Below are 18,882 nucleotides of genomic sequence, written 5' to 3' on the forward strand. Positions count from 1 at the left end.
AAGGCAAGTCTAGGCCGAGGGAAGAATAGGCGATCACGACAAAAGGGCCGGATGCCACCCGCATCCGGCCCTTCGTGTTTGTCGGGAAAAGACCCCTCACCCCCGGCACACCCCGCACTCGCTCGCTGACATCGGTGCGCGCGCGTCGCGCGCAAAACCGCCCGCGCCGTACCCGGCAAAAATTTCCCTTCGTTAACCGTGGCTTTACGTGCCGCCCGCTACCGTCGCACGCGAAATGGGGAGGCAGCGTCGACGATCCGGCGCGCCCGTTCCCTTGCAAAGTCGGCTGTCTTCCGCGCGTTCGGGCCGGCGATCCACAAACAAGGACGGCGTTAAGGCGTGAACACCTTCATCGACACCCTGAAAAATCTTGGGGCCGCCAAGCTCGGCATCATGGGGGCCGTAGCCGCGGGCATCGTCGCCTTCTTCATCTACCTGACCACCCAGCTGGCCGGGACCGAGATGGGGATGCTCTACGGCGACCTGTCGGCCAGCGACAGCGGCAAGATCGCCAGCGAACTCGAGTCTCGCGGGGTGCCGTTCGAGGTGTCGCCGGACGGCAGCCGGATCTCCGTGCCCAAACCCGAGATCGGTCGTCTGCGTGTGGCGATGGCCGAGCAGGGCCTGCCGGATGGCGGGACGGTCGGCTACGAGATCTTCGACAACTCCAGCAACCTGGGCACCACCAACTTCGTCCAGAACATCAACCACGTCCGCGCGCTTGAGGGCGAACTGGCGCGCACGATCCGCGCGATCGACGGTGTCGGCCAGGCGCGCGTGCACCTGGTAATGCCGCGGCGCGAACTGTTCAGCCGCGAGAGCCAGGAGCCGAGCGCGTCGGTGGTGTTGCTGATGGAAGGCAGCCGTCGCCTGGGCAAGGAACAGGTGATGGCGATCCAGCACCTGGTCGCCTCTGCCGTTGCCGACATGAATCCGAGCCTGGTGTCGATCGTCGACCAGCAAGGCACCCTACTCGCCCGCGGCGAAGGCGAGAACGGCATCACCGGCAGTGCGAGCAGCACTCAGGAAATGCAAGCGAACTACGAGCAGCGCATGGCCCGCACGGTCGAGGAGCTGCTGGCCCGCTCGCTCGGCCCGGGCAACGTGCGCGCCGAAGTGGCGGTCGACATGAATTTCGACCGCATCACCGAAAACTCCGAAACCTACGACCCCGACAGTCAGATCGCCCGCTCCACCCAGACGATCGAGGAGAACGAGCGCGACGTCGAAAGCGAGGGCGAGCAGGCGGTCACGGTGGGTAACAACCTGCCGGATGCCAACGCTCAGGGCGAAGGACAGACCACCCAACAGTCGACGGCCAACCGGACCGAGGAGACCGTCAACTACGAGATCTCCAAGGTGGTGAAGACCCACGTCACCGAAGGCGGTCGGGTCAACCGCCTGTCGCTCGCGGTGCTGGTCGATGGCCGCTACGTCACGAACGAAAACGGCGAGCAGGTCTATCAGCCGCGCAACGACGAGGAACTGCAGCAGATCGCCGCCCTGGCGCGGTCGGCCGTCGGGTTCGACGCCGAGCGTGGCGACACCGTCGAAGTCATCAACATGCAGTTCGCCGACCCGACGGCCGACCTGCAGTCGGCCGACGCCGGCGGCTTCCTCGGCTTCCGCCAGTCCGAGCTGATGCGCATGGCGGAGATGCTGGTGCTGGGCGTGATCGCAGTGCTGGTGCTGCTGCTGGTCGTGCGTCCGCTGATCCAGCGTCTGCTGGAGACGCCGATCGGCGAGCCGGCGCTCGCCGGAGCCGGTGCCGATAGCAACCTGCTGTCCGACTATTCCGGGCGCGACGACTACGCCGCCCTGTCCGGTCCGGCTGGCGTACCGTCGACCGAAACCGAGGAGCAGTTCGGCGCCGAGGATGATGAGGGCAGCGAGCAGATGATCGACCTCAACAAGGTCGAGGGCCGGGTGAAGGCCTCGTCGGTGCGCAAGATCTCCGAGATCGTCGAGAAGCACCCGGAAGAGGCGGTCACCATCGTACGCAACTGGCTGGCCCAGGAAGCGCAGCCGTGAGCACCGGCGTCGAGCCGACCGCGACCCTAATGATGACCCTCTAAGGACAGTCCCTTTCGATGCCCATGCGTATTCGTGAAGACTACCGCTCCCTGACCGGCCCGGAAAAGGCGGCCATGCTGATGATGGCCGTTGGCGAGGAAAACGCCGCCAAGATGTTCGCCCTGATGGACGACGAGGAGATCAAGGAGATCTCCCAGACCATGGCGAACCTCGGCAGCGTAAACGCCAACATGATCGAGCGCCTGTTCGCCGAATTCGCCGAGGGCATCTCCTCCACCGGCTCGATGGTCGGCAACTACGACAGCACCGAGCGCCTGCTCCTGAAGGTGATGAACAAGGAGCGGGTCGACGCGATCATGGAGGAGATCCGCGGCCCGGCCGGGCGCACGATGTGGGACAAGCTCGGCAACGTGAACGAGCAGGTGCTCGCCAACTACCTGAAGAACGAGTACCCGCAGACGGTCGCGGTCGTGCTGTCCAAGATCAAATCCGACCACGCGGCGGCCGTGTTGAACCTGCTGCCCGAAGGCTTCGCCATGGAAGTCGTCATGCGCATGCTGCGCATGGAGGCGGTGCAGAAGGAGGTGCTGGACGACGTCGAGCGCACGCTGCGCAACGAGTTCATGTCCAACCTCGCCCGCACCAGCCGCCGCGACGCCCACGAGATGATGGCGGAGATTTTCAACGGCCTGGACCGCCAGTCCGAGCAGCGCTTCCTGAACGCGCTGGAAGAGCGCAACCGCGACGCGGCCGAGCGCATCAAGCAGCTGATGTTCACCTTCGAGGACCTCTCCAACCTCGACCCGTCGGGCATGCAGACGCTGATGCGCCAGATCGACAAGGACAAGCTGGCGCTCGCGCTCAAGGGCTGCTCGGAGGAACTGCGCAACCTATTCTTCTCCAACATGTCCGAACGTGCCGCGAAGATCATGCGCGAGGACATGAGTGCGATGGGTCCGGTGCGCCTGCGCGACGTCGACGAGGCGCAGACCATGATCGTGCAGACCGCCAAGGACCTCTCCGCCAAGGGCGACATCGTGCTCGCGGAGAACAAGGGCGAAGACGAGCTGGTCTACTGATGCCCACCCTGCCCCATTCCGCCCATACCCGTCGCTAGGGACCGCCGACCATGTCCGCCGCGCAAAAATTCATGTTTGGCCGCGACTTCGCCGAAGAGCAGGCCAATCCGGCGCGCCAGCGGGCCCAGCCGGACCCTGAACCGGAACCCGCGCCGGAGCCGGACCCTGAACCCGAACCGGAGCCGACCTACTCCCAAGCCGAGTTGGAAGCCGCACGCACCGAAGGTCATGCCCAAGGCCATGCCGCGGGATTGGCGGAGGGGCGTCGCGCCGCCGAGGCCGAGGCCGATCAGGCCCAAACCCGGGCGATCGACCGGCTGGCCGCGGGTCTGGAAATGCTTGCCGCCGGCGAGGCAAAGGCCCGGGAGACGCGTGACCGGGAGTCGCTGGAGGTCTGCGTCGGCCTGCTGCGCCGGCTTTTCCCCGCGCTGACGCGCCGGCACGGCCAACACGAGATCGAGCAGCTATTCCAGGACGCCCTGGAACGTCTGCGCGATGAACCGCGGGTCGTCGTGCGCTGCGCCGACCGGCACCTGGACGCGCTGAAAGAGCGGGTCGACGACCTGGCCGCCCGGATGGGCTTCGAAGGCCGGGTCGTGCTGCTGGCCGATGACACGATGCAAGCCGGCGACGCCCGCGTGGAGTGGGCTGATGGCGGCGTCGAGCGCGACAGCGCGCGCCTGTGGCAGGACGTCGAACGTGCCGTCGAACGCGCGCTCGCGCCTGCGGCGCCAGAGACCGAAGTCGGCGCAGGCAGCGGCAGCGCATCCGACCAGCATGCCGGCGATGACGCCGCGCAAGCGGCGTCCGCCGCACCTTCCCAGAACCCGGCGAACACGCCGGTTGACGGGCGAAACGCCTAACCACCCCGGGCCCGATGGAGGACCGACATGCCTGATAAGGACAACCTGGAACTGAACGAGCTCGAGGGCGACCAGAACGCCATGGCGGCCGGCCAGTTCGACGACGACGAGTTCAACGATCAATCGGACCGGGCGCCCAGCACGGCGAAGGACCTCGAAGCGGTCTACGACATTCCGGTGCAGGTGTCCGCCGTTCTCGGCAAAGCGACCATGCAGGTCAGCCAGTTGCTCAAGCTGGGCCGCGGCGCCGTCGTCGAGTTGGACCGCAAGGTCGGTGAGGCGATCGACATCTACGTTAACAACCGCCTGGTCGCACGCGGCGAGGTGGTGGTCGTGGAAGACCGGCTGGGCGTCACGATGACCGAAATCATCAAGACCGACAACCACAACTGACGCTGAGCCGTCCGGACCGCGCACCGAACGAGCGCGGTCGCAGCGGACGCCCGCCCGCGCACCGGGCTGCCAGGACTGGCGGCCTATAAGCGGCGGCGACGCGCGGGCGGGCAACCGGAGACACGAAGTCCATGGCGAACGTATCCACGACACAGGGCGCCCCCGCCGGAACCCGGGGCAACTCGCGCGGCAGGATGTCGGCGGGCCCGACCATCGATTTCGCCACCATTCTCGGCACGCTCGGCGGGTTCGCGCTGATCGTCGCCGCGATGGTGCTGGGCGGCTCGCCGGGCGCGTTCGTCGACGTGCCGGCGATGCTGATCGTCCTCGGCGGCAGCTTTCTGATCACCACCGTGTCCTTCTCCTTCAAGGAGATTCTGAAGGCACAGAAGGTGATGCTGAAGGCGGTCGCCTACCAGCAGCGCGAACCCCAGGACGCGGCGCTGCAGGTCCTGCACCTGGCGGAGCTGGCGCGCAAGAACGGCGCACTGGGCATGGAAGCCCACATGAAGGACTTCCGGAACGAGCCGTTCCTGAAAAAAGCGATGGACCTGGTGATCGACGGCACCACCGGCGAGGAAGTCGAGCGCGTCATGCTGCGCGAGGCGGAATCCACCGTCTACCGGCACAACCGCTCGGCCGGGGTGCTGCGTCGTGCGGGCGAGGTTGCGCCGGCAATGGGCCTGATCGGCACACTGGTCGGTCTGGTGCAGATGCTGGGCAACCTGGAGGACCCCTCGTCGATTGGTCCGGCGATGGCGGTGGCCCTGCTCACCACCTTCTACGGCGCAGTGCTCGCCAACATGGTCTTCCTCCCCCTCGCCAACAAGCTGGAGCGCAACTCCGGGCTGGAGGCGATGGTCAACCAAATCTACGCGATGGGCGCGGCCTCGATCGGCCGGCAGGAGAACCCGCGGCGGTTGGAGACGATGCTGAACAGCATTCTGCCGCCGGCCCAACGCGTGAACTACTTCGATTGAGTCGACGCCGGGCGCTGCCTTGAAGCCCCGCCCCCCTGGAGGACGTAGCCGATGCGACTGCTGATCGTCGGAAACCTGGACGGACACATCGCCACCGCCGGCCGGATCGCGCTCGAGAAGGGCGCCAAGGTCGCCCACGTAGATTCCGCCACAGCGGCGCTGGAGGCCCTGCGCAGCGGCCAGGGCGCGGATCTGGTGATGGTCGACGTCAAGCTCGACGTCGGCGAGCTGATCGACGCCCTGACCGCGGAGCGAATCTTCGTGCCGGTGGTCGCGTGCGGCATCGGCAACGACAGCCGCGCGGCCGTCAAGGCGATCAAGGCCGGGGCGAAGGAGTACGTCCCCCTGCCCCCGGACGCCGAGATGATCGCAGCCGTGCTAGCCGCGGTGGCCGAGGAAACGACCTCCGTCCTGACCCACGACCCGCGCATGGCCGCCGTGCTCAAGCTGGCCGACCAGGTCGCCCCGAGTGACGCCAGCGTGCTGATCACCGGCGAGTCCGGAACCGGTAAGGAGGTCATGGCCCGGCATATCCACGCGAAGTCGAAACGCGCGGACAAGTCGTTCATCTCCGTCAACTGCGCGGCGATCCCGGACAACCTGCTGGAAAGCGAACTGTTCGGTCACGAGAAGGGCGCCTTCACCGGTGCGGTCGCCCGGCGGGTCGGCAAGTTCGAGGAAGCCAACGGCGGCACGCTGCTGCTCGACGAAATTTCGGAAATGGACCCGCGCCTGCAGGCCAAGCTGCTGCGCGCGATCCAGGAGCGCGAGATCGACCGCGTCGGCGGCAACAAGCCGGTCAAGGTCGACATCCGCGTGCTCGCCACCTCCAACCGCGACATGGAGGAGGCGGTGCGTCAGGGGACCTTCCGCGAGGATCTGTACTTCCGTCTGAACGTCGTGACGATCGCCCTGCCCGCCCTGCGCGAACGGCCGAAGGACATCCCGATGCTGGCCGACCACTTCGTCAAGAAGTACGCCGCGGCCAACGGCGTCGCGGCGCCCGCGCTGGACCCCGAAGCCGTGACACGTCTGAGCCAGCACCACTGGCGCGGCAACGTGCGCGAGCTGGAGAACTGCATGCACCGTGCCGTGCTGCTGGCGGTCGACAGCAAGATCGGCGCCGATCAGATCATGCTGCAAGGCGCCCCTGCCGCTTCCGCGCCGGCGGAACCGCAGCCGGCCCAGCCGCAAGCGTCCAACGCCTACAGCAAAGCCGGACAGGCCTATCCAAACACCGCCGGCTACAGCGCTTACGCCCAACATGCGCCGCAGACGCCGGCCGCGCCCGGCAGCGAACTGGCCGGCGGCGGCGCCACGACGAACGGGGGGCACACGACGGCCGGACTGGTGGGACGAACGGTTGCGGAGGTCGAGCGCGAATTGATCCTGGATACACTCGAACACACGCTCGGCAACCGCACCCACGCGGCCAACATCCTGGGCATTTCCATCCGCACCCTGCGCAACAAGCTACGCGCCTACATGGACGAAGGCATCCAGGTGCCCGCGCCCAGCGCGAACGACCGCGCGCACGCCTAGGGTCGGTCGTCTTTTCCGTGCCCCCGGCGGCCGCAAAGGCATCGCTCGGGGCGGCACGTTAACCACGCTGGCGGGACTGAGAACACAAGATGGCGGACTCCTCGGGCGGGCAAAATCAGGTGGCGGGCGGCATGGGCGGGTGGCTCGACCCGCGCCGGCTGGGCCAGACGCTGAAGCGCGGCGACACGGCGCTGGCACTGGGCGTCGTCGCAATCCTGGTCGTGTTGATCATGCCGATGCCGGCGTGGCTGCTCGACATTGCACTCGCGCTGTCGATGACGCTGTCCGTGCTGGTGTTGATGACGGTGCTGTTCATCAACCGGGCGCTGGAGTTCAGCACCTTCCCCACGGTGCTGTTGATCGCAACCATGTTGCGACTGTCGCTCAACCTGGCCTCGACCCGGCTGATCCTGGCCGACGGCCATGAAGGGACCGACGCCGCCGGACAGGTGATTCAGGCCTTCGGCGGCTTCGTGATGTCGGGCAACTTCGTCATCGGCATCATCGTCTTCGCCATCCTGATCATCGTGAACTTCATCGTGATCACGAAGGGGTCCGGGCGCATCGCCGAGGTGACGGCGCGCTTCAGCCTGGATTCCATGCCCGGTAAGCAGATGGCGATCGACGCCGACCTGTCGTCCGGGCTGATCGACGAGCAGGAGGCGAAGAACCGCCGCAAGGAGATCGAGGACGAAAGCAACTTCTTCGGCTCCATGGACGGTGCCGCGAAGTTCGTCCGCGGCGATGCGATCGCGGGCCTGCTGATCACCTTCATCAACGTGATCGGCGGCATCATCATCGGCGTCGCCCAGATGGACCTGACCTTCGCTCAGGCGGCGCAGAGCTACACGCTGCTGACCGTCGGCGACGGCCTGGTCAGTCAGATCCCCGCCCTGATCGTCTCGGTCGCCGCCGGCCTGCTGGTTTCCAAGTCCGCCGACAAGGGCTCCACCGACAAGGCGCTGTTCGGCCAGCTGAGCCACTACCCCCGGGCGATGGCGCTGGCGTCCTTCCTGACCTTCTGCCTGGCGCTGCTGCCCGGCATGCCGGTGCTGCCTTTCCTGATCCTGTCCGCGCTCACCGGCATGCTCAGCTACCAGGCCTTCAAACGCCAACGTGTTGTGGAAACACAGGCTCAAGAGACCCAAGTCGCGAAGAATCAGGAAGCGGCCCAGCCGCAGGAACAGCCGATCGGCGACACGCTGGCGATCGACGAAGCGCGCCTCGAACTCGGCTACGGCCTGCTGGCTTTGATCAACAAGGAAGGCGGCGCCCGCCTGACCGACCAGATCAAGTCGCTACGCCGTCAGCTCGCCCAGGAGATGGGCTTCGTCCTGCCCAGCGTGCGGATCCAGGACAACCTGCAGCTGCCCGCCAACACCTACGTCCTGCAGATCAAGGAGATCGAGGCCGGTCGGGGCGATCTGCGCCCCAACATGCTGCTGGTGATGGACCCGCGCGGCGAGAAGATTCCGCTGACCGGCGAGTCCACCACCGAGCCGACCTTCGGTCTGCCGGCGATGTGGGTCAGCGAGAGCCAGCGGGAAGAAGCCCTGTTCCGTGGCTACACCGTGGTCGACCCACCAACCGTGATCACCACCCACCTGACCGAGATCATCAAGGACAACATGGCCGAGCTGTTGTCCTACGCGGAGACGCAGAAGCTGCTCGACGAGCTGCCCAAGGATCATCAGAAGCTGATCACCGATCTGATCCCCAACCAGATCTCGCTCGGCAACGTCCAACGCGTGCTGCAGAACCTGCTGACCGAACGGGTCTCGATCCGCGACCTCCCGACCATCCTGGAGGCGATTTCGGAAGCCTGCGGCTACACCCGCAACATCACCGCGATCACCGAGCACGTGCGCAGCCGCCTCGGCCGTCAAATCTGCAACGAGCACACGGGCGAATCCGGCTACATCCCGATCATCACCCTGACCCCGCAATGGGAGCAGGCGTTCGCGGACGCGCTGGTCGGCGACGGCGACGACAAGCAGCTCTCGATGGCGCCCTCGCAGCTGCAGGACTTCATCAACCAAGTACGCCAAACCTTCGAGCGCCAGGCGATGCTGGGCGAGCTGCCGGTCCTCCTGACCAGCCCCGGAATCCGGGCCTACGTCCGCTCGATCATCGAGCGCTTCCGTCCCCAGACCGCCGTGCTGTCGCAGAACGAGATCCACCCCAAAGCCCGGATCAAGACGCTGGGACAGATATGAGACCTGGCTGCCTCGACCGAACCGCCTACTCAGCCTAACGCTTTGCCCCTCAACACCCGGACATCGCTCGTATGCGCCTGAAAACCTTCACCGCCAAGTCGCTGCCCGAGGCCATGACGCGCGTGCGCGAGCGCTTGGGCCCGGACGCCGTGATCCTGGAGCAGCAGACGCTGGAAAGCGGCGGCGTGCGTGTCGTCGCCGCCCTGGAACAGCGCGGCGAGACCTCCGGCGCCTTCACCGGCGAAGGCGGGTTGGACGCCTTCAACGCCCTGTCCGCGGCGTTCGACTACCACGGTCTGCCGATCGGTCTGACGGACCGTCTGATGGCCGCTGCCGGGTCGGTTGACGCGGACACGCCGCAACTGGCGCTCGCCGGCGGACTGGACGCCGTATTCACCTTCGGCGCCCCGCCTTCCGGGCCGACCGCCAAACCCCTCCTGCTGATCGGCCCGCCAGGCGCCGGCAAGACCGCGACGGCGGCGAAGCTGGCCGCACTGGCGCGTGTGCGCGGCAACCCCGCAACCCTGATCACCATGGATCTGGGCAAGGCGGGCGGCATGGCCCAGGTGCAGGCGTTCACCGACGCGCTCGGCGCGGAACTGCGCCAGGCACGCGATGCCGATAGCCTGGCCCATGCGGTCGGCGGCTGCGCCGACGACCATCTGGTGATCATCGACACCCTGGGCGCCTCACCCTACGACGCCGATGCCCTGCGCGAGACGGCCGACTGGATCGCCGCAGCCGGAGCCGATGGCGTGCTGGTCCTGCCCGCCGGCGGCGACCCGCTGGAAAGTGCCGAAGTCGCGATCACCTACGCCGATCTGGGGGCCCGACACCTGATCGCCACCCGCCTGGACGCCACCCGTCGGTTGGGCGGGCTGTTGAGCGCCGCCCATGCCGGCCGACTGAGTCTGATGGGCGCCGGCATTTCTGCGGCGATCGGCGGCGGCTTGCGCGCCCTTAACCCGATGCAAATGGCGCGTCTGGTATTGCCGGCCGAGCCGGACGAAGAGGATTCAGGCCCCCCGCCCGGAGCGGACCCGGGGAGCGATTCTGGCGACAACACGCCCGACACAGGCGTGCCCGGAGGCCCGGCAGACGCGATCGCCGGAAGCGGGGGCCAGCGATGACCGCCAAAACACCGGAGCGCACCGGGTCATCCCCCGGCACCTCCTCTGGCCCCAGCGCCTCCCCGGCCTCACCAGGGTTCCCCGCGGAACCGCAGGCCGCCCTGAGCGAAACTGCACAGACCCCGCCAATGCCCACGCCTGCCGCCCAGAAGCCGACGGCCCCGGCCATGCCGATCCGCCGCCGCCCGCCCGAAGGTGCTGACCGTATGCCTGCCCCGTCGAATGTGATCGCCGTCGCCTCCGGCAAGGGAGGTGTCGGCAAAACCTGGCTCGCCATCACACTGACGCAGGCATTGAGCACGGCGGGCAAGAAGTCCCTGTTGTTCGACGGCGACCTGGGGCTGGCCAATGTCGACGTGCAACTGGGCCTGAACCCGATGGCCGACCTCAGTCGTACACTGACCGGCCAGGCCACGCTGGACGATGTCGTGCTGCCGGTTGAAAAGACCGGCTTCGACGTCGCCGCCGGACGGTCCGGCTCCGGCGGGTTGGCGGCCCTCTCGGCCGGGCAGCTCGACGGCCTGGGCCGCGGCGTCGCCAGGCTTGCGGAAACCTACGACCACGTCGTGATGGACCTGGGTGCCGGCATCGACGGCACGGTGCGCACGCTGGCCGGCTTCGCGGGCATCAGCCTGGTGATCACGACGGACGAACCGACCGCCCTCACCGATGCGTATGCCTACATCAAGGTGATCCGCCAACACCGGCCGGACGCCGACCTGCGGGTGGTGGTCAACATGGCCGCCAGCCAGCGCGAGGGCGAACGCACGCACACCACGCTGCGCAAGGCCTGCGAGAGCTTCCTGCGGTATAGCCCGCCGCTGGCGGGCGTGATCCGGCGCGACAGCCGCGTCCCGGAAGCGATCCGCGCACAAACGCCGCTGCTGACGCGCTCGCCGAACAGTGAGGCGGCGGTCGACGTCACGCACCTAGCCCAGCAGTTGCTGGGTTAGGCGCCAGGGGCGCGTCGTGACAATCGAGCCACCGCGCCCGACCGCGCTGCCGAATACGAGCGCGACGACCGGCCCGGCAACCCAGGCGACCGCGGTACGCGAAGCGCCGGCGGGTCTGCGCGCGGCCACCGCCGGAACGGTGATTACGGCGACCGTCGCCGGGCGGGATGCGCAGGGTCACCTGATGCTGCGCACCGCCAACGGCATGTTGACCCTGGCCACGCACACCAACCCGCCGATTGGCGCGCAGGTCACGCTGCAACTCCGCCCCGCCGGCGCACAGATGCAAGCCTACATCCTGTCGATCCGTGCGCCTGGCGACAGCGGGGGCCACCCCACGACCGGCCACCAGCAGACGGCGACAGGCACTCCCAACCGGCCCACAACCGTTCCGACCCCGATGCCCGCCACACATGGCGGTGCCGACCGCCTGTCAGCGGGCACGCCCCTGCGCGCCACCGTGGCCACCGGTCCGGCCAGCGCCCCCACGGTCGACGGCAACGGCACCCAGTTGCCGCGCCTGCAACAAGGCAACACCGTCGACGTCCATCTGCTCCGCGTTCAGGCACCGGATAGTACCGCCCCCCCGGCAGCCAACCGAATCGCTGGCGGCGACGGGATCGCCCGGCCGATGGTGGTGAGTGGTCGTGTCCTCCCGACGGACGGGGGCAGCGGGGTGCTGCTGCGCACACCGATCGGCACCCTGCGCCTGCCACTCGCAAGCCCGCCGCCGCCTGGCACGTTGATGACCTTGGAATTGACCCTGCCATCCCGCGCCGGTGTCTCGGCCGGAGCGACGACGGCCACGCCGCAGATGGCCGCCCCCGCGCTGACGCGGGCCTGGCCAGCGTTGCAGGAAGCGATGGCAGCCGTGCAGCGGCCCGGGGTGCCGGCCGATCAGGTCGATCTGATCCAGACCCTGACCTCTGCCGGCAATCCGATCGCGCAGGCCGTCCCACGCGCCGGTCCCACCCTGGGTGCGGGTCTGCTGTTCCTGATGACCGCGCTCAAGGGCGGCGACATGGCCCGTTGGCTGAGCGCGGAGCCGCTTCGCACGCTTGAGCGTGCGGGTCGGAGCGACCTAGTGACACGCTTGAAGGCCGACTTCGGCCAACTGAGCCGTCTGACGCAGGACGCCGGCGGCGACTGGCGCCTGTTCGCGCTACCGGTGATCGGCGACGGCGACGTGCGACCCGTGCGTTTCTTTCTGCGTAAACATGACGACGAGGAAGAGGACGGCAAGCGCCATCCGAACGCCCGACCCCCTGGTCGCTTCGTCGTCGAACTTACGCTCTCGCAGCTCGGCGAACTGCAACTCGACGGTCTCGCCCGGCCCGAACGTCTCGATGCCGTCCTTCGCAGCCGACAGGCCTTACCGGAGAGCGTCCGACGCGACATCACCCAGATCTTCGACGATCAACTCGCCGTCAGCGGACTCTACGGCGAGCTACGTTTCGAGGCGAGCACGGTGTGGCACTTCATCGAGATCGCCGGATCGGAGCACACCGGGCTGAGCGCTTAACGTCAGCTCAAGGCGCGCGGGACCTCTTACGACGCGCCGCCTTCCCCGCCGGAGCGCTGCTTCCGGCGGTGCAATTGCAGGCCCATCTCGTCCATTTGGGCGGCCTCGGCACGCTCGCGTTTGGCCTTGGCCCGGGCCCGCTCGTTATCGCGGGCAAGTTCGTATTTCTTGGCCTCCCGGAACGCGTCGGCAACCGTCTCACGGGCCTGGGCGATCTGGCTCTGGACCTCGGCGATCGAGCGCTCCAGGCGCTGCCGGCGGACCTTTTGCGCCTCGGCATAAGCGGGATAGGCCGCACGCGCCAGATCGCTTTCCTGGGCAGCCTTCTGTTCGGCGACGAGACTCTCGTCCAGCCGCTGGAGATCGTCTTGCAGGCGCGTTTCCAGACGTTCCAGATCACCCAGCTTCTGCCGCGCCTCGTCCAGGTGCCAACGGCTGATCCGTACGAGGTTGTCGAGCGCGCTCATGCGCCCTCACCGGCCGCGCCAGCGGCCTTCTTCTGCCGGCGCGCCCGACGTAGGTCATTCTTAGGTGGGATCGGCTTGCCGCCGGCGGTCTGCGCGGCCTGCTCTGTCGCACTCCCCTCCTGCGCCGCGGCACCGCTGCTGGCGTCCTCGGCCGGCCAGTCCATGCCAAGCACGCGAGCGAGCGCGGCATAGCCGCTCTCCAGGTCCGCGCGTTCCTGCTTGTCCTGACTGAGGAAGGCCTCGATGTCGGGGACGTACTTGATCGCCTCGTCGACCTTGGGATCGGAGCCGTGCTTGTAGGCGCCGATCCGGATCAGCTCTCCCATGTCCTCGTAGGTGCTGAGCAGCCGGCGGGCACGGGTCACCAGCTCCGTCTGCGCCTGCGTATTGCAGGCCGGCATGGTCCGGGAGATCGAGCGCAGCGTGTTGATCGCGGGATAGCGCCCGCGCTCGGCGATCTGCCGATCGAGAACGATGTGCCCATCCAGGATGCCCCGCACAGCATCGGCGATCGGCTCGTTGTGGTCGTCACCTTCCACCAGCACGGTGAACAGACCCGTGATCGAACCGGTGTTCACGCCGGGCCCGGCGCGTTCCAGAACCTGCGGCAGCTCGCCGAACACACTCGGGGTATAGCCCTTGGCGGCCGGCGGCTCGCCCGCCGCCAGGCCAATCTCGCGCAGCGCCATGGCGAAGCGGGTGATCGAATCGATCAGGCAAAGCACGTCCTTGCCGTGGTCGCGGAAGTACTCGGCCAACGCCATCGTCAGGTAGACCGCCTGGCGGCGCATCGGCGGCGGCTCGTCCGAGGTGGCGACCACGACGATTGAACGCGCCAGGCCCTCCGGGCCCAACTCGTCCTCCAGCCACTCCTGCACCTCACGCCCACGTTCGCCGATCAGACCGATCACGTTGACATCGCTCGCGGTGTAGCGTGCGAGCATCGACAGCAGCACCGACTTGCCCACGCCGGAGCCGGCGAAGATGCCCATGCGCTGGCCGCGGCAGCAGGTCTGGAAGGTGTTGAGCGCGCGCACGCCAAGATCGATCTTACCGCCGACCCGCTTGCGCGCATGGGCGGATGGCGGTGCGGCGCGCAGGGGATAGGCTTCACGCCCCTGCGGCAGCGGCCCCTTGCCATCGATCGGCTGACCCAGCGCGTTGACCACGCGCCCCAGCCACGCCGGGTCCGGTCGCACGCGCGGCTGCGCGACGGCCAGTTCCGCCTTGCAGCCGAGCGCGATCCCCTCGACCGAGCCGAACGGCAGCAGCAGCGCACGCTTGTCCCGGAAGCCCACGACCTCGCACGGCACACGACGGTCGCCGCGCGCCAGCACGTCGCAGCGCCCGCCCACCGACAGCACACCTTCCAGGCCGGTTACCTCGACCAGCATGCCGAGCACGCTGGCCACGCGCCCGTACAGGCGTTCGGGCGGAAATCGGTCCAGATCGTCCAGGAAGGTCTTGAGAGCTGTCGGGGCGGTCACAGGAAACGGGCTCGCGTAGGCTACCGAGAAGGATGTAAGGCGTCACTACCGGGAAGTATGGCGGCTACCGTTTTAAGCTTCCGTAAAGCGCGCCCGTTTACCTCGCATTAATGAAGCTTTCCCATATTGGTTAACATCGTTACCCTGGCGACATCGCGACACCCCGGAGATCCAACGAGATGCGTGTCCTCCTCGTCGAAGACGACAGCGCCATGGCGCAGAGCATCGAAACGATGCTCAAGTCGGAAGGCTATATCTGCGATACCACCGACATGGGGGAGGATGGGCTCGAGATCGGCAAGCTGTACGATTACGACATCATCATCCTCGACCTCATGCTGCCGGACATCGACGGCTACGAGGTGCTGCGCCGCATGCGCGCGGCCAAGATCAACACGCCGATCCTGATCCTCTCCGGCCTGTCCGGGCTGGACGACAAGCTGAAGGGCTTGGGGTTCGGCGCCGACGACTACCTGACCAAGCCGTTCGACAAGCGCGAACTGGTAGCGCGGATCCAGGCGATCGTGCGGCGGTCCAAGGGCCACAGCGAAAGCATCATCCGCACCGGCAAGATCGCCGTCAATCTGGACGCCCGCACGGTCGAGGTGGAAGGTCAGCCATTGCACCTGACCGGTAAGGAATACGGCATCCTGGAGCTGCTGTCGCTGCGCAAGGGCACGACGCTGACCAAAGAAATGTTCCTCAACCACCTCTACGGCGGCATGGACGAGCCGGAGCTGAAGATCATCGACGTGTTCGTCTGCAAGCTGCGCAAGAAGCTCGCCAATGCCACCGGCGGCGCCAACTACATCGAGACGGTGTGGGGCCGCGGCTATATGCTGCGCGACCCGGAAATGGCGTCGGATAAGGTTAAGGCGTAAACGCAGCCGTGTTGACGTGACTGCAACGCGTTCGGGCGGACGTTTCCGAAGAGACGTCCGCCCGAACTGTTTAATATCTATGCTGACGCGACGGCACCAAACGACCCCACAGCCGGTATGCTGATATGTGGTCATGGCGGATTGCTGCTCAGGCAGCGCCTCGCCATGACCACACGGTCTTGAACACCGCCGCGCTAGGCGGCGCCAGCGCGACCAACGCTTGGGCTTTTCAGCGCCGTGGCGGTCCCGTCGGTCCGGGCGTAGAGCCCACGCTGGCCGTCGACCATCTTGAACTTGTCGGTCACGCCCAGCACCGTCTCAGCCCCGCCCAGGGTCAGGAAACCATCCTCCGCCAGATGCTTGGCGATGCTTTCCAGCACCTTGCCCTTGGTCGCCTGGTCGAAATAGATCAGCACGTTGCGGCAAAATACAATGTCGAACTTGCCGAGTGCGCCCGGGCCGTCCAGCAGGTTGTGCACCTTGAAGGTAACCATACGGCGTAGCTGATCGCTGATCCGCCACTGGTCGCCATCCTGGGTGAAGTACTTGGCAAGCAGGGTGACGGGCAAGCCCCGCTGCACCTCGAACTGGGTGTAGCGCCCCTCGGTCGCGCGGTGCAGGATCGGCCGCGACAGGTCGGTGGCGATGATCTCGATCCGCCAGTCGCGCAGCTTGTGCTGCATGTCGTTCAGGATCATCGCGATCGAGTAGGGTTCCTGCCCGCTGGAGCAGGCCGCTGACCAGATCCGCAAGCGTTTGTTCGATCCCCGGGAGGCCAGGAGCGACGGCAGGATAACGTCGCGCAGCTGGTCGAATGGCCGCTGGTCGCGAAAGAAGAAGGACTCGTTGGTGGTCATCGCCTCGACCACCTCAAGCAGCAGCTTGGAATCGGCGCCCTTGCCCTCCCGGCGCACCAGGGCGCGGATCAGCGCCTTGGCATCGGTAAAGCCCCAGGTCCGCGCCACCGGTGTCAGGCGGCTTTCGGCCAGATACGCCTTGTCTTGGCCAAGTACGAGACCCGACTGGCTCTTAAGCAATGCCGACAGCTTCTGAAAGTCCTCGGGGGTCATGCCGCATTCCTCACGATCAATTTCTGGACCGCAGCTGCCAGCTCTGGGAGCGGCAACACAGCCGAACAAAGTCCCGCCTTTGCCACAGCACGCGGCATTCCCCAAACGACCGAAGTCGCCTCATCTTGGGCGAGCACGTGCCCGCCCGCCTGCACCGCCACCTCGGAACCCTTCAGCCCGTCACTGCCCATCCCGGTTAGGATCACGGTCAACAACTTGCTCCCGTAGATCGGGGCAAGGCTGCGCAGCATCGGGTCGACCGACGGTTTGCAGAAGTTTTCCGGCGGCCCGTCCGCCAGTTTGATCTTGGTCTTGCCGCCGGCGTCCCTCTCGACGGTCATGTGTTTACCGCCCGGAGCGATGTAGACGTGCCCGCCCACCAACGGATCGCCGTCCTTACCCTCCGAACAGGTCAGCTTGGTTTGCCGGCCGATGTGATCGGCCAGCAATGCGGTGAACGTGGCCGGCATGTGCTGGGTGATCAGCACCGGCTGAGTGATCCGCCCGAGTCCGCCCAAGAACTTGAACAGCGCCTGCGGCCCGCCGGTGGACGATCCGATCGCCAGCACCTCCGGCCTGACGGTTGGCATCGGACGCAGTTTGATCGACCCATCGCCAGCAGGCGCCGGCGCCGGTCGCGCCGCGGCCGCCGACGCCCGCGTGCCACTCGACGCCGGGGTCGAGGCTGCGGACGGCGTCGGCGCGCTTCCGCCCAGCGACCGTGGTCGTACGGGCGCAACCGACTTGCCGCCGCGGTTGCGCCGGTGCTGCTGCGCCAGCGCCTTGACCTTGCTGCGCAGCTCCTGCTGATAGGTGCCGGTCCCATGCAGCCCGCCGGTCGATGACGGTTTGGCGATATAATCGGCTGCGCCGGCCGCCATCGCCTTCAGCGACACATCCGCGTTGGATCGCGTCAGCGTCGAGGCCATGACGACCTGCACGCCTGGCTGCGTTTCTAACAGCTTGGGCAGCGCCGTCATGCCGTCCATCACCGGCATCTCGATGTCGAGAACGATGACATCGACCGGCGTGCGCTTCAGTTCGTCGACCGCGCGCTGTCCATTGGCACAGGATGCGACAACTTCAAGCTCCGCATCCTCTTGCAAAAAGCGGCTGACCAGTCCGCGAACCACAGCCGAATCGTCGACCACCATGATCCGAAACGGACCGCCGTCGCCTCCCCGGGCGCCGGCCGTAAAAGGTGGGGTCATGTTACAGCAGCCCCACCTGCGTGAACTTCGATTCCACGATATCGCTGTCGAACGGCTTCATGATGTATTCGTTCGCGCCAGCGCCCAAGGCTTCCTGGATGTGCGCCATATCATTCTCAGTCGTGCAGAAGATGACCACCGGCTGTTCGCCGCCGGCGTGCTGACGCAGTTGGCGCAGGAAGTCGATGCCGTTCATCACGGGCATGTTCCAGTCCAACAGGATCGCATCCGGCATCGCCTTCTCGCAGGCTTCCAACGCCTGCTGGCCATCGCCGGCCTCGACCGTCTCGAACTGAAGCGCCTCGAGGATCTTGCGTGCGACCATGCGCACGACCTTGGAATCATCGACGATTAGACAGCACTTCATGGGAGGATCCACTCCTAATGCCACGGCCGCAGGGTGCATGTCCTGCCCGTCAGCTTTACATCTCCGCCCGCACACCTTCTCACCCCCAAAGGCCAGCGTGGGTTACGGTCAGTCGTCTCACTGTGCCTGCAGTTAGGCCGCCTTGGTCGCGGCCTCGTAGTCAAGCAGTCCGTCCACGTCGAGCACCACCAGCAAACGCTCCTTCAGTCGGAAGATGCCGTTGGAATACTCGCGGAAGCGGCTGTCCAATGTCGGGGGATTGCGCTGGAAACCGGCAGGGTCGAGGGAGAGCACTTCCCCCACCTCGTCGACCAAGAGGCTGTACAACTCGCCCGACTGCTCGACCACGATCGACATCCGATCATCGGCTGCCTTGGCGGCCGGCAGGCCGAGACGCAAGCGCACATCGAGCGCGGTCACAATGCGCCCGCGCAAGTTGAGCGCGCCGGCAATCTCCGGCGGTGCAAGCGGGATGCGCGTCACCTCGCAGGCCGCGAGCACATCCTGCACCTTCAACACCGGGATGCCGAACAGTTGGCCGGCGATCACGAAAGTGACGTAGTCGGTCGCATCGCCACCACGTGCCGCCTGAGCAGCTGCACTCTGGGCGACCGGGCCGTCCTTGCCCTTGCCTTGGTTCTGGCCCTTACCACGGGCCTTGGTATCGGTCTTTTTCGCCATGGTCTG

Annotated in this window: 17 protein-coding genes; 11 read left to right on the forward strand and 6 right to left on the reverse strand. The window is 66.7% G+C overall.

The annotated features are described in order from the left end of the window. The first annotated feature begins 339 nt into the window (after positions 1 to 339). From fliF to RHOSA_RS0113465, 10 genes are all read left to right on the forward strand, one after another. Positions 340 to 2,031 (forward strand): flagellar basal-body MS-ring/collar protein FliF, encoded by a 1,692-nt coding sequence (fliF, locus tag RHOSA_RS0113420; protein ID WP_027289070.1) that lies wholly within the window; start codon positions 340 to 342, stop codon positions 2,029 to 2,031. Positions 2,032 to 2,090: 59 nt separating this feature from the next. Beyond that, the gene (gene fliG / locus RHOSA_RS0113425; RefSeq protein WP_027289071.1) at positions 2,091 to 3,113 is read left to right on the forward strand and encodes a flagellar motor switch protein FliG; all 1,023 of its coding nucleotides are present in this window, start codon (positions 2,091 to 2,093) and stop codon (positions 3,111 to 3,113) included. Positions 3,114 to 3,163: 50 nt separating this feature from the next. Then, on the forward strand, positions 3,164 to 3,976 hold the full coding sequence (locus tag RHOSA_RS24360; RefSeq protein WP_051432142.1) for a FliH/SctL family protein: 813 nt from the start codon (positions 3,164 to 3,166) through the stop codon (positions 3,974 to 3,976). Positions 3,977 to 4,057: 81 nt separating this feature from the next. Next, positions 4,058 to 4,369 carry a flagellar motor switch protein FliN gene (gene fliN / locus RHOSA_RS0113435; protein WP_437123687.1) on the forward strand — a complete coding sequence of 104 codons (312 nt, stop codon included), beginning with the start codon at positions 4,058 to 4,060 and terminating at the stop codon, positions 4,367 to 4,369. 131 nt (positions 4,370 to 4,500) lie between these two features. Then, complete coding sequence (locus RHOSA_RS0113440; protein WP_215905006.1) at positions 4,501 to 5,349, forward strand: motility protein A; 849 nt, start codon at positions 4,501 to 4,503, stop codon at positions 5,347 to 5,349. 51 nt (positions 5,350 to 5,400) lie between these two features. After that, positions 5,401 to 6,891 carry a sigma-54-dependent transcriptional regulator gene (locus tag RHOSA_RS0113445; RefSeq protein ID WP_027289074.1) on the forward strand — a complete coding sequence of 497 codons (1,491 nt, stop codon included), beginning with the start codon at positions 5,401 to 5,403 and terminating at the stop codon, positions 6,889 to 6,891. Between the two features lie 131 nt (positions 6,892 to 7,022). Next, positions 7,023 to 9,107 carry a flagellar biosynthesis protein FlhA gene (gene flhA / locus RHOSA_RS0113450; RefSeq protein ID WP_242468803.1) on the forward strand — a complete coding sequence of 695 codons (2,085 nt, stop codon included), beginning with the start codon at positions 7,023 to 7,025 and terminating at the stop codon, positions 9,105 to 9,107. 71 nt (positions 9,108 to 9,178) lie between these two features. Continuing rightward, a complete protein-coding gene (locus RHOSA_RS22525; RefSeq protein ID WP_051432143.1) occupies positions 9,179 to 10,237 on the forward strand; it encodes a flagellar biosynthesis protein FlhF in 1,059 nt (352 codons plus the stop codon). Positions 10,238 to 10,443: 206 nt separating this feature from the next. Further along, a complete protein-coding gene (locus tag RHOSA_RS0113460; protein ID WP_215905007.1) occupies positions 10,444 to 11,190 on the forward strand; it encodes a MinD/ParA family protein in 747 nt (248 codons plus the stop codon). 16 nt (positions 11,191 to 11,206) lie between these two features. Next, positions 11,207 to 12,712, forward strand: a complete 1,506-nt coding sequence (locus RHOSA_RS0113465; protein ID WP_027289077.1) for a hypothetical protein — start codon at positions 11,207 to 11,209, stop codon at positions 12,710 to 12,712. Between the two features lie 26 nt (positions 12,713 to 12,738). On the opposite strand, the gene RHOSA_RS0113470 is transcribed toward RHOSA_RS0113465, so the two are convergent. Continuing rightward, complete coding sequence (locus tag RHOSA_RS0113470) at positions 12,739 to 13,179, reverse strand: flagellar FliJ family protein (protein ID WP_027289078.1); 441 nt, start codon at positions 13,177 to 13,179, stop codon at positions 12,739 to 12,741. Further along, positions 13,176 to 14,666 carry a flagellar protein export ATPase FliI gene (gene fliI, locus RHOSA_RS22530; protein ID WP_081728723.1) on the reverse strand — a complete coding sequence of 497 codons (1,491 nt, stop codon included), beginning with the start codon at positions 14,664 to 14,666 and terminating at the stop codon, positions 13,176 to 13,178. The genes RHOSA_RS0113470 and fliI overlap by 4 nt, the downstream gene beginning before the upstream one ends. 179 nt (positions 14,667 to 14,845) lie before the next feature. Between fliI and ctrA the strand changes: the two genes are divergently transcribed. Further along, positions 14,846 to 15,547, forward strand: a complete 702-nt coding sequence (gene ctrA, locus RHOSA_RS0113480; RefSeq protein WP_027289079.1) for a response regulator transcription factor CtrA — start codon at positions 14,846 to 14,848, stop codon at positions 15,545 to 15,547. Between the two features lie 194 nt (positions 15,548 to 15,741). On the opposite strand, the gene RHOSA_RS0113485 is transcribed toward ctrA, so the two are convergent. The 4 genes from RHOSA_RS0113485 to RHOSA_RS22535 all read right to left on the reverse strand — a co-directional run bounded on the left by RHOSA_RS0113485 (position 15,742) and on the right by RHOSA_RS22535 (position 18,876). Beyond that, positions 15,742 to 16,617 (reverse strand): CheR family methyltransferase, encoded by an 876-nt coding sequence (locus tag RHOSA_RS0113485; RefSeq protein WP_027289080.1) that lies wholly within the window; start codon positions 16,615 to 16,617, stop codon positions 15,742 to 15,744. Beyond that, positions 16,614 to 17,828, reverse strand: a complete 1,215-nt coding sequence (locus tag RHOSA_RS0113490; protein WP_027289081.1) for a protein-glutamate methylesterase/protein-glutamine glutaminase — start codon at positions 17,826 to 17,828, stop codon at positions 16,614 to 16,616. Before RHOSA_RS0113490 ends, RHOSA_RS0113485 begins: the two co-directional genes overlap by 4 nt. A 1-nt stretch (position 17,829) precedes the next feature. Next, entirely contained in the window at positions 17,830 to 18,195 is a 366-nt protein-coding gene (locus RHOSA_RS0113495) for a response regulator (RefSeq protein WP_027289082.1), read from the reverse strand. Positions 18,196 to 18,327: 132 nt separating this feature from the next. Beyond that, complete coding sequence (locus RHOSA_RS22535; RefSeq protein ID WP_081728724.1) at positions 18,328 to 18,876, reverse strand: chemotaxis protein CheW; 549 nt, start codon at positions 18,874 to 18,876, stop codon at positions 18,328 to 18,330. Positions 18,877 to 18,882: the final 6 nt, after the last annotated feature.

The organism is Rhodovibrio salinarum DSM 9154 (genome assembly GCF_000515255.1).
Taxonomy (GTDB): domain Bacteria; phylum Pseudomonadota; class Alphaproteobacteria; order Kiloniellales; family Rhodovibrionaceae; genus Rhodovibrio; species Rhodovibrio salinarum.

Coding starts and splice junctions, on each gene's coding strand:
- RHOSA_RS24360 (WP_051432142.1), top strand. CDS start 3,164: ATGTCCGCCGCGCAAAAATTCATGTTTGGCCGCGACTTCGCCGAAGAG.
- ctrA (WP_027289079.1), top strand. CDS start 14,846: ATGCGTGTCCTCCTCGTCGAAGACGACAGCGCCATGGCGCAGAGCATC.
- RHOSA_RS0113445 (WP_027289074.1), top strand. CDS start 5,401: ATGCGACTGCTGATCGTCGGAAACCTGGACGGACACATCGCCACCGCC.
- RHOSA_RS0113470 (WP_027289078.1), bottom strand. CDS start 13,179: ATGAGCGCGCTCGACAACCTCGTACGGATCAGCCGTTGGCACCTGGAC.
- RHOSA_RS0113490 (WP_027289081.1), bottom strand. CDS start 17,828: ATGACCCCACCTTTTACGGCCGGCGCCCGGGGAGGCGACGGCGGTCCG.
- flhA (WP_242468803.1), top strand. CDS start 7,023: ATGGGCGGGTGGCTCGACCCGCGCCGGCTGGGCCAGACGCTGAAGCGC.
- fliG (WP_027289071.1), top strand. CDS start 2,091: ATGCCCATGCGTATTCGTGAAGACTACCGCTCCCTGACCGGCCCGGAA.
- fliN (WP_437123687.1), top strand. CDS start 4,058: ATGGCGGCCGGCCAGTTCGACGACGACGAGTTCAACGATCAATCGGAC.
- RHOSA_RS0113440 (WP_215905006.1), top strand. CDS start 4,501: ATGGCGAACGTATCCACGACACAGGGCGCCCCCGCCGGAACCCGGGGC.
- RHOSA_RS22525 (WP_051432143.1), top strand. CDS start 9,179: ATGCGCCTGAAAACCTTCACCGCCAAGTCGCTGCCCGAGGCCATGACG.
- RHOSA_RS22535 (WP_081728724.1), bottom strand. CDS start 18,876: ATGGCGAAAAAGACCGATACCAAGGCCCGTGGTAAGGGCCAGAACCAA.
- RHOSA_RS0113485 (WP_027289080.1), bottom strand. CDS start 16,617: ATGACCCCCGAGGACTTTCAGAAGCTGTCGGCATTGCTTAAGAGCCAG.
- RHOSA_RS0113460 (WP_215905007.1), top strand. CDS start 10,444: ATGCCTGCCCCGTCGAATGTGATCGCCGTCGCCTCCGGCAAGGGAGGT.
- RHOSA_RS0113495 (WP_027289082.1), bottom strand. CDS start 18,195: ATGAAGTGCTGTCTAATCGTCGATGATTCCAAGGTCGTGCGCATGGTC.